The sequence below is a fragment of the Shinella sp. GW821-FHT10F02 genome, assembly GCF_058809275.1.
Map to the genome: position 1 here is coordinate 609,686 of NZ_JBXASL010000001.1, position 14,096 is coordinate 623,781.

A 14,096-nucleotide genomic window follows, 5' to 3' on the forward strand; every position below is an offset into this window, starting at 1 on the left:
GTCAATGACCCGCTCCGTCGAACTGATCGACATCGAAATGACCTTCGGCATCACCCGGGCGGTCGAAAAGCTCTCCGTCACCGTCGAGAGCGGCGAATTCTTCTCGATTCTCGGCCCCTCGGGCTGCGGCAAGACGACGATCCTGCGGCTGATCGCCGGCTTCATGCAGCCGACGGCGGGGCGCATCCTGATCGGCGGGCGCGACATGGTCGGCATTGGCGCCAACCAGCGGCCGACTTCGATGATCTTCCAGTCGCTGGCGCTGTTTCCGCTGATGCCGGTGTGGGAAAACATCGCCTTCGGGCTGGAGGTTCGGGGCGTGCCGAAGGCGGCGCGGCGCCGGCGTGCCGAGGAACTGCTCGAATTGATCGCACTTCCCGGATATGCCGACCGCATGGTGCACGAACTCTCCGGCGGGCAAAAGCAGCGCGTCGCCATCGCGCGGGCTCTCGCCGTGGAGCCGCAGGTGCTGTTGCTCGACGAGCCGCTTTCGGCGCTCGACCTGAAACTGCGCCAGCACATGCGCTCGGAACTCCGATCGCTGCAAAAACGTACCGGCGTCACCTTCATCTACATCACGCATGACCAGTCGGAAGCGCTCGCCATGTCCGACCGCGTCGCCGTCATGAGTGCCGGCGTCCTGCAGCAGGTGGCAACACCGCGCGAGCTCTACGCCAATCCCCGCACCGCCTTCGTCGCCAAATTCGTCGGCGAGACGAATGCGTTTTCCGGCAAGGTCGACCGGATCGCCGATGGGCTGGCGGCGGTCGAGACGGAACACGGCATTTTCCTCGGCCGGGGTGCTGCGGGCCTGAAGGCGGGGGATGCCGCCACGGTCTATGTTCGTCCGGAGGCGATATCGCTTGGCTCCGGGGCGGGCGGCAACGGCCTCGACGCGCTTGCCGAACAGCTCGAATTCGAGGGCGCGACGGCGATGCTGCACGCCCGCACGGAGGGCGGCCAGCCTGTGATGGCGGCGCTGCCGCACCATCGCCTCACCGATGCGCCGCCGGCCGGCGCACGCGTGCGGCTCTCCTTCGAGCCCGCGCAGGCGCTGGTCCTCGCCCATGCATAGCCTCGTCCAGCGCTTCGGCCCCGGCCTCGGCAGCCTCATCATCCTCGGCGTTGCCGTCTGGCTCGTGGGCATGGTGCTCGCACCCAACCTGATGATGCTGGATTTTTCGCTGCGCCCGAACCTGACGCCCGCGCAGATCGGCGGTCCGGACGATCACTACACACTGGTGAATTTCAGCGCGCTGTTTGCCGATCCCGTGCACCGGGCCATCTTCTTCAAGACGATCTGGGCAAGCGCGCTGGTCATGCTGACGACGCTCGTCGTCACCTATCCGATGGCGTTCTGGCTCGCCAAGGTGGCGACGCACCGCGCCGTCGCCTGGGTGACCGTGGCGCTGATCATTCCGTTCTGGATCAACGAGGTGCTGCGCACGCTCGCCTGGTATATCTTGCTTGCCTTCAACGGACCGCTCAATGTCGTCCTCGTCGGGCTCGGCATTCTCGATACGCCGATGCGCTGGTTCGGCGATGCCGGCGTGCTGGCGGGCATGGTCTATGCCTATATCCTGTTCATGCTTTTTCCGGTGTACAATTCCATTTCCACACTGGATTCCGCGCAGATCGAAGCGGCGCGCAACCTTGGCGCCTCGACGATCCAGATCCATCGCCGGATCGTCATTCCCCATGCGAAAGCCGGCATTGCGACCGGTTGCGTGTTCACCTTCATGCTGGCGGCCGGCAGCTATGTCGCTCCGGCGCTGCTTGGCGCTCCGGGCAGCCGCTGGTTCACCGAGGTCATCTACAACTGGTTCTTCGAGGGCGGCAACTGGAACCGGGGTGCGGCCTATGCGCTGGTGCTGCTGACGCTCTGCATGGTGGTGGTGATGGTGGCGCTCCGGATTTTCAAGGTCAACCTTGCGGATGTAGCGAAATGACCATGACCCTCGAAGGCGCGGCAAAGCCGTCGCGAAGCAACACGGCGTTCGCCACCATCCTGGCCGCCCTGCCACGCATCATTTTCGCCGTCTACATGGCGCTGTTCTTCCTCTATCTGTTCCTGCCTCTGGTGGTCATGGGGCTTGCCACCTTCAATGCGAGCAAGTTCCCCACCGTCACGCCCTGGCTCGGCACCACACTCGACTGGTTCGCAGCACTTTGGGCCGACCAGGCGATGTGGAAGGCGCTTCGCCTGTCGATCTTCATTGGGCTTGGCGTCATCGCCATATCGCTGCCGATCGGCACGGCGGCGGCGCTGTTCCTCAACAGCCTCCAGGATCGCTCCCGCAATTTCTTCTATGCGCTGATGGTCTCGCCGCTGCTGACGCCCGGCGTCGCCATCGGCATCGCCACGCTCGTTCTCTGGCGGCAGGCGGGCGTCGGCGGCGGTACGCTGTTGATCGTGCTGGCGCAGGCGAGCTTCATCACCGCCTATGTCATGCTGATGGTGGCGGCCCGGCTGCAAAGGTTCGACCGGACGCTGGAGGATGCCGCCATCGGCCTCGGCGCCTCGCGGCTCATGGTGTTCCGCCGCATCCTGCTGCCCTATCTCAAGCCGTCGCTTCTGGCGGCGACCTTCATCGCCTTCCTGCAATCCTTCGAGAACTACAACACCACGCTGTTCGTGCGCGGCACGGAGACACCCTTGACGGTCTATATCGCGACGAAGGTCCGCACCGGCCTGACGCCGGCCGTCAACGCCCTCGGCCTCGTCCTGATCGCTCTGACGGTCATCGCGGCCGTCGCCTTCGAACTCAGCCGCAGGTCGTCTCAACGGACTGCCAAGCTCTAACGAGCCCAGTTTGACGCGCTGCGGCGCTCCCCCTATGACGGGGAGCGATGGGGTGGCGGTGAACATGGTCTCCAACCGAAATGAGCTTTCCGATCTGGCTGTCTTCCTCCAGATCGTCCGGCACAGAAGCTTCCGCAAGGCGGCCGATCAGCTCGAAATCTCGGTTTCGGCCCTGAGCCACCGCATGAAGGCACTGGAGGCGCGCCTTGGTGTCCGGCTGCTCAACCGGACGAGCAGAAGCGTTTCGCCAACCGCTGCGGGCTCGGCTCTGGCCGAGAAGGTCGCGGCCGGTCTGGATCTCATCCATACGGGTCTCGAAGAACTCCAGGGACAATTTCGCGGCATCTCGGGCAGTGTTCGCATCAATGTGCTGCGCGACGCCGTCGATCTGCTGCTGGCGCCGGTCCTGCCGCTGTTTCGCGAGCGGTTTCCGAACATCGAGCTGGAAGTCGCGTCCGACGATTATTTCGTCGATGTCACCGCGGAAGGCTTTGACGCCGGCCTCCGATATGCCGGGACCATTCCGGAAGACATGATCGCCGTTTCGGTGACGGAGCCGCTGAGCTGGGTCGCCGTCGCCTCGCCCGCCTATCTGGACCGCTTCGGACGGCCCTTGAATCCCGACGATCTCCTGTCTCACAACTGTGTGCGCATTCGAACGGGGCGAGGGCAGATCTATCATTGGGAGTTCGACCGGGGCGACGAACGGCGCCAGATCGATGTGCCGGGCTCCCTCATTTCCGGCTCCACCGACATTTCGATCTCGGCGGCACTTTCGGGGGTGGGCATTGCTTATTGCCTGGAAAGGCTGGTCCAGCGGCATCTGCACGCCGGCCGTCTGGAACTCGTGCTGCCGGAATGGTCGTCCGTCGGTCCGCCGCTGGCCTTCTATTATTCCAGCCGCCGGCAACTGCCCTATGGCCTGCAGATGCTGATCCAATGCATCCGGGAAGCGCAGCGGCAGGATCGTTGAGTTGAAATCAATGATCCGTTGAGTTGATGGCGATTGATTCAATGATCGCCGGTGCGTACCCATTGCACCGAGCAGCCGGAAGCTTTTCACGCCGGCCGTATTGCAATGGAGACGACCATGTATCTCGCCAATCCGGGCCGTTATGACGGCATCGACTATCGCCGCACCGGCCGTTCCGGTCTCAAGCTTCCTCCGGTCTCGCTCGGTCTCTGGCAGAATTTCGGTGGCGCCGATGTCTTCGAGACGGGCCGCAGCGTCATCCGCCGGGCCTTCGACCGTGGCGTCACGCATTTCGACCTCGCCAACAATTATGGCCCGCCCTACGGTTCGGCGGAAGAGAATTTCGGCGTCATCCTGAACAAGGATTTCCAGCATCATCGCGATGAGCTCGTCATCTCGTCCAAGGCCGGTTGGGACATGTGGGACGGTCCCTATGGCCGTGGCGGCTCGCGCAAGCATCTTCTGGCATCGCTCGACCAGAGCCTCACTCGGATGGGGCTCGACTATGTTGATATCTTCTACTCCCACCGCCCCACGCTGGACGTGCCGCTGGAGGAAACCATGGCGGCACTGGTGCAGATGGTGCGTCAGGGCAAGGCGCTCTACGTCGGCCTGTCTTCCTACGGCCCCGAACGCACGCGTGAAGCCGCGCGCATCCTTCGCGCCGAAGGCGTACCGCTCCTCATCCATCAGCCGTCCTATTCCATGCTCAATCGCTGGATCGAGGAGGGGCTTCTCGATACGCTCGGCGAACTCGGCGTCGGCTGCATCGCCTTTTCGCCGCTGGCGCAGGGCCTGCTGACCTCCAAATATCTCGCCGGCGTTCCGCAGGATGCCCGAGCGGCGCGGGGCGGGTCCTTCAACGAAAAACTGCTCAGCGACGACAATCTCTCCCGCGTGCGTGCGCTCAATGAGATCGCCAAGCGGCGCGGCCAGTCGCTGGCGCAGATGGCGATCGCCTGGGTCCTGCGCGATGCACGCGTGACATCCGCGTTGATCGGCGCGCGTAATCTCGTTCAGCTTGACGATTCGCTCGATGCGCTCGACAACTTGGCCTTCTCCGACGAGGAGTTGAAGGAGATCGACACCCACGCCACCGAAGGCAGCATTGACCTTTGGCGAGGCCTCATAGACGCAGTTTGATGCTATTTTCTCCGCTGCGTTTTGCCGAACCCATCGCAACCGCAGCCTGACTTACTCAAGGAGCGCGATAATGGAATACCGTTTGCTAGGCCGCTCTGGCCTCAAGGTTTCGACGATCACCATGGGCACGATGACCTTCGGCGGCGTCGGCTGGGCGAAGACCGTGGGGGACCTGGGCGTCAATGACGCCCGCCGTCTCGTCGATATATGCCTCGACGCCGGGGTCAACCTGATCGACACGGCGGATGCCTATTCCCAGGGCGTGTGCGAGGAAATCCTCGGCGAGATCATCGGTGGCCCGCGCAAGAACGGCGTGCTGATCGCCACCAAGGCCCGATTTTCGATGGGCGACGGGCCGAACCAGAGCGGCCTGTCGCGCCAGCATCTGATCGCCGCCTGCGAGGCCAGTCTGAAGCGCATGAAGACGGACGTGATCGACCTCTACCAGGTGCATGAATGGGACGGTCAGACACCGCTCGAAGAGACCATGGAGGCGCTCGATACGCTCGTGCGCCAGGGCAAGGTGCGCTATATCGGCTGCTCGAATTTCTCGGGCTGGCACATCATGAAGGCGCTGGGCGTTTCCGAGCGTGAACGCTACCAGCGCTTCGTCAGCCAGCAGATCCACTACACGCTGGAAACCCGCGATGCCGAGAACGAGCTGGTTCCGATCAGCATCGATCAAGGCCTGGGCATCCTCGTCTGGAGCCCGATCGCCGGCGGCCTCCTGTCCGGCAAACATCGCCGCGATCAGGCGGCGCCCGAAGGCACGCGCCAGTTCGCCGGCTGGACCGAGCCGCCGATCCGCGACGAAAACCGTCTCTGGGATATCGTGGAGACGCTGGTGGAAATTGCCGATGGTCGCGGCGTATCCGCGGCGCAGGTCGCGCTTGCCTGGCTGATCGGCCGCAAGGGCGTGACCTCGGTCATTATCGGCGGCCGCACGGAAGCGCAGTTCAAGGATAACCTTGCGTCCGCCGAGCTGAAGCTGACCGACGAAGAGCGCGCGAAGCTCGACAAGATCAGCCAGCCCTGGCTTCAGTACCCCTACTGGCACCAGAGGAATACGGCAAACGATCGCCTGAGCGATGCCGATCTCGCTCTCATCGGCCCTTATTTGAAGGACGCCTGAGGCGCAGCGGGTAGTTCGCGGTCAACCCACATCCTCACTCTCGTTCGCGGCGCGTTTGCGCCGTGAATGCGTTGTGCCATGCCCGAACGCTGTGCTGAGGCGCGTGTTTGCCTATTACGACACCACCTTTTGGCTTAGAGACCCCGGTGGCTTTCTATTTTGTCCATCTTTACCGGCATTTGCAGGGGATTAGGCTGGTCCTCTGCCTGAAGGGAGGCGACCGGATGCCCATCAATGGGCGCCGCGGTTTCGTTGCAGAAAGGATGCCAAATGAGACAGATATTTCGAGCGCTTCGACGTGCGGGTTATCAGCTGCTTGAGCGCCTCCCCAGGTCGCCGTCAGACCTCAGCCTCGCCAACGAAGCGCAAAAATACTGGGAGGACCCGGCTCAAACGGCGTTTCACTCGAATTCGCACTGGAAGGGTGAGGGCGGGCTTCGCGAAGAGGTCTGGTCGGAGCTTGGCAGGCCCCATGTTCAGCTTCTCCAGGAGCACATGAAAATTCGCGGCCAGTCGGCTCCGCTGGAGCGGATCATCGAATGGGGGTGCGGGGGTGGTGCGAATGCTGTGCATTTCGCGCCGCTTGCCAAGTCGTTCGTCGGCGTCGATGTGTCGAGCGCGTCCCTCGATGAGTGCGAAAAGGTGTTGCGAAACGTCGGGCAGGACAATTTTTCTCGGCTGCTGGTCGATGTCTCGGAGCCGGAAAAATCAGCCGAAGATCTCATTGCAACGGCCGACGTCTTTCTCTGTACCTATGTTTTCGAACTGCTTCCGTCCCAGGACTATGGCCAGCGCATCCTGCATCTTGCGTACAAGCTTTTGCGGCCGGGCGGGTTTGCGATCATCCAGATAAAATATCAAACCCATGAACGCCGTACGCAATCGCGAAAGTGGGGATATCGCAGAAACCTGGCGAACATGACGACCTACCCGATCGATGACTTTTGGCACCGGGCGGAAACCGCTGCGTTTACGCCGAGATACGTTTCCCTTCGGCCCAAGGACGATCTCGTTGATGATGAACGCTATGCCTATTTCATCCTTGAGAAGGCAGGGCCGGCCGTCAGCGAGATGGGTAAAATGGAGGCGGACGCGGGCGGCAGCGCATGGCGCCGTTATGCATAGCGACCACGTCTGAAGTGGATCGATCAAGGATCGGTTTGTTGAGCATGAAAGCGAGTTCTGCCGAACAGCATGGTCCTCATCCGCTGCCATAAGCTCGCCTTGCGCCAGGCGTAACCGAGAGGCGGAAAGACGGCGCTCGTCGGTCGAAGTTTTACCGCATATCTGGCGAGGTCCCACACGCCCGGTTCTCCCCGCAAAACATGCGAGACGGCGCACCAGTAAGCCCGGTCGCTGAGGCTTCGCCGTGCGAGCGCGAGAAGCTCGCGCGCTTGCGGCAGGCTGCGCCCGAAACCTGTGAAGAAAGCCTCGAACGCCGCCTCGGACGCGACGTTCCAATGATGCACGTTCGACACGACGGCGGACTGGTTCGAGCCGTGGATGCGAACGATACTTTGCACATGGTCGATCTCGACGACGGCGCCCATGGCCGCGAAGCGCAGCCACATTTCCATGTCGTCCGTGTGCGGCAGGTCCCGTCGAAAATTCCCCACCCGCTTCTGGGCGCTTGTTCGCACCACGGCCATTGGGCCGCCAATGAGATTGCGCCCTCTCTGGCACGATGTTCGAAGGAAACTCTCACCACTCCACACCCGTTCATCTGCTGGCAGTATTGCCCGGGCAGGGGGTGCCGAACCATCCGTGAGAAAAAGCGTATCGCCAAACGCCAGATGAGCCTCGGGATGTCGATCCAATGCTGCGACTGCCCGGCCCAGCGCGCCGTCCGGCAGGTAGTCGTCGGAGCAGAGGATGACGAAGTAGTCCGACTGCGCCCAATCGACGGCGGTGTTGAAGGAAGCGTGCTGGCCGAGGTTTTCCGGCCGCAGGCACAATTCGATCCTTGGATCTCTCGCCGCCAGATCACGCGCGATGGCGACACTGTCGTCCGTGGAGGCATTGTCGATGATGAGGATGCGAATGTCTTCGATGTCCTGCCGATAGACGCTTGCGATGCACTCGTGCAGGAAACGGCCGTAATTATAGTTCGGTATCGCTATGTCCATGCGTGCCACGGCTCTACCCTCCTATGCTGGTGCGCTCGCCAACCTCCGAAGGCGCGCTTCTCAAAGACGACGGCGACCATGCGCGCAGCCATCGATTGCCATCTCCCATCGCCGCCAGGATCTCGTCGCGGAAGGGATGGGCCGTCAGCAGGATGCCTGCGAACCAGCCGACGGCGCCCAGAAAACTGATGTAGATTGCCTCCGCGCCTGAAAAACTCAGCCGGAACCCAAGACAGGCGATGAGGATGACGGGGCCGGATATGGTCGTGAGCGAAACCACGAAACTCGGCCACAGGACCGCGAACAATTCCGACCAGGCGAAGTAAGCGTGACGGCGCACATAAATCAGCGCGAGCAGCATCTGCATGGGCAGGGCGATGAACTGGCTATAGGCGATCGCCATGAGGCCGAAGAAGCCGGCACCACAGATGATGATCGCGGACAAGGAGCGCGACACGATGTTGAAAGTGAAGGCCGAACGATTGGCGCCGAGCCCGATCAGCACCGGATAGGTCAGCACGACGGGAAACCAGAAGACGGCCGACAGGGCCAAAAGGCGGGCGACCGGGATCACCTCGTCCCAGCCAGCGCCAAGGAGAACCTCGGAGATGGGTGTGATCAGGAGGACCAGCATGAGAAGCGCGGGCCAGTAGACGACGGTAATGAAGCTGATGGCGCGCAAATACGACTGTCGAATGTCGACCTTCTCGCGTACCGCGGCTGCCAGCGCCGGAAAAGCCACGGTAAAGACCGCCGACAGGACCAGACGATCCGCCAGGCCCGAGATGGTGACCGCCCGGCTATATTTGCCAACCGCGGCCGAAGGCATGATGCTGCCGAGAAGGATTTGCGGAAGGGCATCGTAAAAGCGGTCGACGACGTTCGTGGCGCCCTTGTAGCGCCCGAATTCGCTCACCGCGGCAAGCGACTTCAGCGACGGCTTGAAACTCCACCAGTCCTTTCTGGTAAGCAGTGTCAGCCCTGTCGTCGTGACGCTACCGGCGATTGCCCCCAGCGCGAAACTGACGACGCTCCAGTCCAGCACGGCAAACAGGATCGTGACTCCGGCATTGACCACCGCCGCAATGGTCTTGATGACGGTAACCTTGCCAAACAGCATGTCTCGGCGCAAAAGCGCCATCCCCGGAAACGAGAGGCCTTCGATGGCCACCGCCAGAATCATCAGCAGAAAGAACGGCTTCAGCACGTCGCTCTTGTAAAAACTGACTAGCGCCGGCAGGGCCATGAGCAAGGCGAGGGACAGCAAGACGGTCAGGATGACCATCACGGTCATGGCGGTCCGCACGTCATTGTTTTCGACGGTATCGAGCTGGATCAGGAAGTCGGACGTGGCGAATTCGCGGAGCGAGAAGATCATTGTTATCGCGCTGGCGCCGATGACCGAAAGACCAATCTCGGCCGGCGTCATCAGGTGGGAAACGACGGCTATGGTGACAAAGCTCACCACCAGCGCGAGATACTGCCCAAGCGTCGCCATCAGAAATGCGCTGCGAACACGTATCATTCTTGCAAGGCCCTCAATGGCTGCGAGCATGCCAGAGTATATGAACTGGTCACAACGGGAACGCGGCCATAGGGAGTAGGGGCAATAGTCGTCCGGGTAGTCGCTTCGTACGAAAGCGCCACCTGTAAGGGAATAGAATCAACGGGTTATGCCGCGGTTGACGCTAACTGTCCCGATACCATCCCACGCGCCCGGCCATTCGCCGAAAGGACAGGTAGTCATTTCAGTAAAGCCTCATTATACGAGGTGTTGCGCGCCACGAACGGGCTTGCCGACCGCAATGGCGAGTTTGTCGTTCCGCTTGGAGGTCGGCATGAAAATCGGGCTTTTCGGGCTCTTTGGATGCGGCAACAGCGGTAACGACGCATCCCTGGATTCGATGCTGATTTTCCTGCGCCGTTTTCGCCCCGACGATTCCATAACCTGCATTTGCCCGAATCCCGAGGCCGTGGCGCGGGATCACGGTGTTTCCTCCATTGAAAGCAGCCCCGCCGGCTTTGCGACGCCGGTATCCCGCTGGATGGACGCCCTGCTTTGGCACCTCCCGCGCCGGATCATGGGCATATGGTACGCGTTTCGATCCGCCCGCACCGTGGATATCCTGATCGTGCCGGGAACGGGCTTTCTGGACGACTTTCAGGACAACCCTTTCGGCTGGCCGTTCATGGCCTTCAAATGGTGTCTGGCAGCCTGGATCTGGCGCCGGAAGATTTTCCTGGTCAGCATCGGGGCGGGTCCTATCCGGCATCCGCTCAGCCGGTTCTTCCTGGTCAGCGTGGCGCGCATGGCGAGCTACCGATCCTATCGCGACAAGAACTCGCGCCAATTCATGCAAAGCCTTGGCCTCGATGTCAGCGACGACCGGGTGTACCCGGATATCGTCTTCAGCCTGCCGCCCGGCTCGGAGCGTTATCCTGCCAACGACCTTCGTGTCGTCGGCGTGGGCGTCATGTCCTATTTTGGCTGGCTCAAGGCGAATGTGAACGGCGCGGGCATCTACCAGACATACCTGCAAAAACTGGAGGCGTTCATCGCCTGGCTGCTCGACCAAGGCTACGATATCCGCCTTTTGACGGGGGATGTCGGGGATTGGCCGGCTGTCGAGGATCTGCGCAAACGGATAGCATCGTCCGACGCAATAACGCATTCCGGGCAGGAACGCGTCAAGGCGGTGCGAACCAGCGATCTGCGTGGCCTGATGGACGAGATCAACCAGACCAGCGCCGTCGTCGTGACGCGCTACCATAATCTGGTCAGTGCCCTGAAGCTCGGCCGTCCGGCAATTTCGATCGAATATTCACAAAAGAACCAGGCCCTGATGGATGAAATGGGCCTGGGGGACTTTTGCCAGCATATCGAGGATCTCGACCTAGAACTCTTGAAGCGGCAGTTCCAGCGGATGTTCGACGATCGAGCGGCCATTCGCAGCCGGATACTCGGCGCAAACGCCGATTTCCGCCAACGGTTGACGGCGCAGGAGAATATCCTCGCCGACCGCCTTGGAGGGCTCAAGCCCGTTTACATTCCCCACGCGACGGTTGGCTGACGGCCATCGCCGCGGCCGCGTCTTCATCCAAAAGCGGTAGATGGGTTCCATCAAAGGTGGATTCCATCTCCGTCATTCGCCGATACCGTACCTGGGGTTTTGTCCGCGGCAATTCCCTACGCCTGATGAGTAAGTTGCTTAACTCGGTTGTCATTGCCAGCATGGAGGCATCAGGGGTCGAGGGGCTGACATGGCATGGCTTGGCGTCGTTCTGTTGCTCTTCACGTCCATCGCCATGCTCGTCTCGGGTCTGTGGAGACGCGGCGGCTTCTTCGATTTCCCCTTTCTCGCCGCGGCGATGTTCCTGACATTCGTCTTGCCGCAGATCCCGGGCCTGATCGACGACCGCTTCATGCCGCAGAATTCCGCGCTGTCTGGCGCCATCTTTTTCTCCTGGCTTTGCCTCGTCATGTGCTCTGTCGGGTGGCAGCTTGGCAAACATTCCAAATTGGGACCCGATCTGGTCTTCAGTGAAAAGCGCCTGCTTTATTACGCTGCGGGTTTGTCACTGGTGGGCGCCTACTTCTTCTACCGGTTCGGTCAGCTTGCCGACGAGGAGCGCCTTCGCGGCTTTCTGACCGGTACGGCGGTGGCCTATCTGTTCTTCGCCAAAATGCTGACCTATGGGCTCGCGATTGCGCTGTTGTGTTTCGCCCATCGCCGCTCCTCCCTCGCGCTCTGCATCATCCTTTTCGGCCTTGCTTTCTACTTCGATCGCATCGTTATCGCGGGCCGCCGCTCGGAAGCCGCCGAACTGGCGCTGATGGTTTCCCTTGCCATCTGGTTTCACAGAGGATGGGCGGTGCCGCGGTTTTTCGTGTCCATAAGTCTGGTTTTCGCCATGGTCGGCCTGGTCAGTGCCGGGGAGTATCGCGCCGCGACCTATTACAACAGCGCGCCCGATTGGCGCGCGGTTCTCGAGATCAATCCCGTCGAGAATTGGCAAAAGCTCCTGAAGCAGGGCGGGCCGGAGTTTCGAAACCTGGTGTTTTCCATATCGTCGATCTCCGAGAGCCAGGAATATGACTTTGGCGTGTCGCACTGGAATTCACTTGCCTTCACCTATGTCCCCGCGCAACTGGTCGGAAGCAAGATCAAGGAGAGCCTCTACATCGAGACGCCCTCGGTCTACTCGAAGGATTACGATCCCTTGCCGGGCACGACGCCGACCGGGATGATGGATTCCTTTGCGTCGTTCTCCTATTTTGGCTGCCTGAAGTTTGCATTGGTGGCGGGGATTCTGAGCTGGATCTATTCCTGCGCCATGCAGGGCAACACCTCCATGCAGATCCTCTACATGCTCTCCGCCATGCCGGCGATGCTTGTCATCACGCATTTTACAAACGAGATCGTCATCGCCTGGGTGCATATGGCGGTGTTCCTCATCCCCGGCCTTCTCTACGCCGGCATGCGACCGGCGCACGGACGCCCGGACAACCCGAACGACTACGGCTTACGGCGCGGAACCGCGCGAAGTGTGGTGTGAGGGATGACAAAGGCTGGTCGCAAATGCTGACGTCGTTCTTGAAATACGCATCCGTTGGCGTGCTGAACACGGCCATTCACTGGACGGCGTTCTTTATCTTCCATGCGGGGGTTGGAATGCCGCAGAGCTGGTCGAATGTCTCGGCGTTCGCCATCGCAGTCACCTTCAGCTTCTTCGCGAATGCCCGGTGGACCTTCCATGCTGAATCTTCGCCCGCAAGGTTTGTTTTGTACTTCGGCTCCCTCGGTCTGATTGCCTATTCGGTCGGTGGCCTTGCCGACTATCTGGCGTTGCCTGCCATCGTAGCCCTGGTGATGTTCTCCGCAATAAGCCTGATCACAGGTTATGCCTGTTCTCGTTTTCTCGTGTTTAGATGAGGTGGCGCGTGTCTATTTCCCTGATTGTGCCGATCTACAATGAAGAGGCGACGATCCCGATCTTCTACGCGGCCGTAAGGTCGCAAGACGCGTTGAAGAATGAGTCGATCGAGATCGTTTTCGTCAATGACGGGAGTTGGGATCATTCTGCGGAAATCGTCCAGCAGATCATGAGCACCGATCCGCTGGTCCAGCTCGTCGACTTCACGCGTAATTTTGGAAAGGAGCCGGCGCTCTTTGCGGGCCTAGCCTACGCAAAAGGCGATGCGGTGATCCCCATCGATGTGGATCTGCAGGATCCTATCGAGCTCATCCCGAAAATGCTGGAAAAGTGGAGGCACGGTGCGGAAGTCGTGCTTGCCAAGCGCCAGGACAGGTCCAGCGACAATTTTGTAAAACGAAGAACGGCGCAGGCATTCTACGCCATTCACAACCTCATCAGTGACACCAGGATCGAAGAGAATGTCGGTGACTTCCGGCTGATATCCCGTCCGATCGTCGATGAAATCTTGCTCCTGCCGGAGCGAAACCTCTTTATGAAGGGCCTTCTCTCCTGGGTCGGCGGGCGTACCGAAGTCGTTGAATACAGACGAGCCCGGCGCGTCGCCGGAACGACGAAGTTCAATGGCTGGAAGCTGTGGAACCTGGCGCTCGAAGGCATCACGAGTTTTTCGACCATGCCCTTGAGAATATGGACCTATATCGGCCTGTTCATCTCAACGCTCGCCTTCATCTACGGCACATGGATCGTTCTGGACAAGCTTCTCTTCGGCAATAGCGTGCCGGGCTACCCCTCGATTTTTGCTGCGATCATGTTTTTTGGCGGCGTCCAGATCCTCGGTATCGGCATTATCGGCGAGTATATCGGCAGAATATACCGGGAAACGAAGATGCGGCCCCGATACATCGTGCGGAAGTCGGCCACAAACCAAAGCGGACCAGTTTTCCCCGGAGGATTTCGTCAAAAAGTCTGACCGGTGAGCCG

Annotated in this window: 13 protein-coding genes; 11 read left to right on the forward strand and 2 right to left on the reverse strand. The window is 60.8% G+C overall.

Features of this window, described 5'->3' with window-relative positions:
* The first annotated feature begins 4 nt into the window (after positions 1 to 4).
* From AC1RWL_RS02800 to AC1RWL_RS02830, 7 genes are all read left to right on the forward strand, one after another.
* Positions 5 to 1,075 carry an ABC transporter ATP-binding protein gene (locus AC1RWL_RS02800; protein ID WP_493093357.1) on the forward strand — a complete coding sequence of 357 codons (1,071 nt, stop codon included), beginning with the start codon at positions 5 to 7 and terminating at the stop codon, positions 1,073 to 1,075.
* Positions 1,068 to 1,949, forward strand: coding sequence for an ABC transporter permease (locus AC1RWL_RS02805; RefSeq protein ID WP_493093356.1), 882 nt, complete (start codon positions 1,068 to 1,070; stop codon positions 1,947 to 1,949). The genes AC1RWL_RS02800 and AC1RWL_RS02805 overlap by 8 nt, the downstream gene beginning before the upstream one ends.
* Positions 1,946 to 2,803, forward strand: a complete 858-nt coding sequence (locus AC1RWL_RS02810) for an ABC transporter permease (RefSeq protein ID WP_493093355.1) — start codon at positions 1,946 to 1,948, stop codon at positions 2,801 to 2,803. The genes AC1RWL_RS02805 and AC1RWL_RS02810 overlap by 4 nt, the downstream gene beginning before the upstream one ends.
* A 64-nt stretch (positions 2,804 to 2,867) precedes the next feature.
* A complete protein-coding gene (locus tag AC1RWL_RS02815; protein ID WP_493093354.1) occupies positions 2,868 to 3,776 on the forward strand; it encodes a LysR family transcriptional regulator in 909 nt (302 codons plus the stop codon).
* A 105-nt stretch (positions 3,777 to 3,881) separates the two neighbouring features.
* A complete protein-coding gene (gene mgrA, locus AC1RWL_RS02820) occupies positions 3,882 to 4,919 on the forward strand; it encodes an L-glyceraldehyde 3-phosphate reductase (RefSeq protein WP_493158214.1) in 1,038 nt (345 codons plus the stop codon).
* A gap of 70 nt (positions 4,920 to 4,989) precedes the next feature.
* Positions 4,990 to 6,051: an aldo/keto reductase gene (locus tag AC1RWL_RS02825; protein ID WP_493093352.1), complete on the forward strand. Its 1,062-nt coding sequence runs from the start codon at positions 4,990 to 4,992 to the stop codon at positions 6,049 to 6,051.
* A gap of 270 nt (positions 6,052 to 6,321) precedes the next feature.
* A complete protein-coding gene (locus tag AC1RWL_RS02830; RefSeq protein ID WP_493093351.1) occupies positions 6,322 to 7,176 on the forward strand; it encodes a class I SAM-dependent methyltransferase in 855 nt (284 codons plus the stop codon).
* 23 nt (positions 7,177 to 7,199) lie between these two features.
* On the opposite strand, the gene AC1RWL_RS02835 is transcribed toward AC1RWL_RS02830, so the two are convergent.
* Complete coding sequence (locus AC1RWL_RS02835; protein ID WP_493093845.1) at positions 7,200 to 8,177, reverse strand: glycosyltransferase family A protein; 978 nt, start codon at positions 8,175 to 8,177, stop codon at positions 7,200 to 7,202.
* A gap of 13 nt (positions 8,178 to 8,190) precedes the next feature.
* On the reverse strand, positions 8,191 to 9,675 hold the full coding sequence (locus tag AC1RWL_RS02840; protein WP_493093350.1) for an oligosaccharide flippase family protein: 1,485 nt from the start codon (positions 9,673 to 9,675) through the stop codon (positions 8,191 to 8,193).
* A 340-nt stretch (positions 9,676 to 10,015) separates the two neighbouring features.
* Here AC1RWL_RS02840 and AC1RWL_RS02845 point away from each other — a divergent pair, with 340 nt between their 5' ends.
* The 4 genes from AC1RWL_RS02845 to AC1RWL_RS02860 all read left to right on the forward strand — a co-directional run bounded on the left by AC1RWL_RS02845 (position 10,016) and on the right by AC1RWL_RS02860 (position 14,085).
* The gene (locus AC1RWL_RS02845) at positions 10,016 to 11,248 is read left to right on the forward strand and encodes a polysaccharide pyruvyl transferase family protein (RefSeq protein ID WP_493093349.1); all 1,233 of its coding nucleotides are present in this window, start codon (positions 10,016 to 10,018) and stop codon (positions 11,246 to 11,248) included.
* A 316-nt stretch (positions 11,249 to 11,564) separates the two neighbouring features.
* Complete coding sequence (locus tag AC1RWL_RS02850; RefSeq protein WP_493093348.1) at positions 11,565 to 12,734, forward strand: hypothetical protein; 1,170 nt, start codon at positions 11,565 to 11,567, stop codon at positions 12,732 to 12,734.
* Positions 12,735 to 12,757: 23 nt separating this feature from the next.
* Positions 12,758 to 13,111 (forward strand): GtrA family protein, encoded by a 354-nt coding sequence (locus tag AC1RWL_RS02855; protein ID WP_493093347.1) that lies wholly within the window; start codon positions 12,758 to 12,760, stop codon positions 13,109 to 13,111.
* Between the two features lie 8 nt (positions 13,112 to 13,119).
* Positions 13,120 to 14,085, forward strand: coding sequence for a glycosyltransferase family 2 protein (locus AC1RWL_RS02860; RefSeq protein WP_256115030.1), 966 nt, complete (start codon positions 13,120 to 13,122; stop codon positions 14,083 to 14,085).
* Positions 14,086 to 14,096 lie beyond the last annotated feature (11 nt).

Excerpts from the sequence above, each read along its gene's own strand:
- AC1RWL_RS02800 (WP_493093357.1), top strand. The coding sequence starts at position 5 with ATGACCCGCTCCGTCGAACTGATCGACATCGAAATGACCTTCGGCATC.
- AC1RWL_RS02805 (WP_493093356.1), top strand. The coding sequence starts at position 1,068 with ATGCATAGCCTCGTCCAGCGCTTCGGCCCCGGCCTCGGCAGCCTCATC.
- AC1RWL_RS02810 (WP_493093355.1), top strand. The coding sequence starts at position 1,946 with ATGACCATGACCCTCGAAGGCGCGGCAAAGCCGTCGCGAAGCAACACG.
- AC1RWL_RS02815 (WP_493093354.1), top strand. The coding sequence starts at position 2,868 with ATGGTCTCCAACCGAAATGAGCTTTCCGATCTGGCTGTCTTCCTCCAG.
- mgrA (WP_493158214.1), top strand. The coding sequence starts at position 3,882 with ATGGAGACGACCATGTATCTCGCCAATCCGGGCCGTTATGACGGCATC.
- AC1RWL_RS02825 (WP_493093352.1), top strand. The coding sequence starts at position 4,990 with ATGGAATACCGTTTGCTAGGCCGCTCTGGCCTCAAGGTTTCGACGATC.
- AC1RWL_RS02830 (WP_493093351.1), top strand. The coding sequence starts at position 6,322 with ATGAGACAGATATTTCGAGCGCTTCGACGTGCGGGTTATCAGCTGCTT.
- AC1RWL_RS02835 (WP_493093845.1), bottom strand. The coding sequence starts at position 8,177 with ATGGACATAGCGATACCGAACTATAATTACGGCCGTTTCCTGCACGAG.
- AC1RWL_RS02840 (WP_493093350.1), bottom strand. The coding sequence starts at position 9,675 with ATGGCGACGCTTGGGCAGTATCTCGCGCTGGTGGTGAGCTTTGTCACC.
- AC1RWL_RS02845 (WP_493093349.1), top strand. The coding sequence starts at position 10,016 with ATGAAAATCGGGCTTTTCGGGCTCTTTGGATGCGGCAACAGCGGTAAC.
- AC1RWL_RS02855 (WP_493093347.1), top strand. The coding sequence starts at position 12,758 with ATGCTGACGTCGTTCTTGAAATACGCATCCGTTGGCGTGCTGAACACG.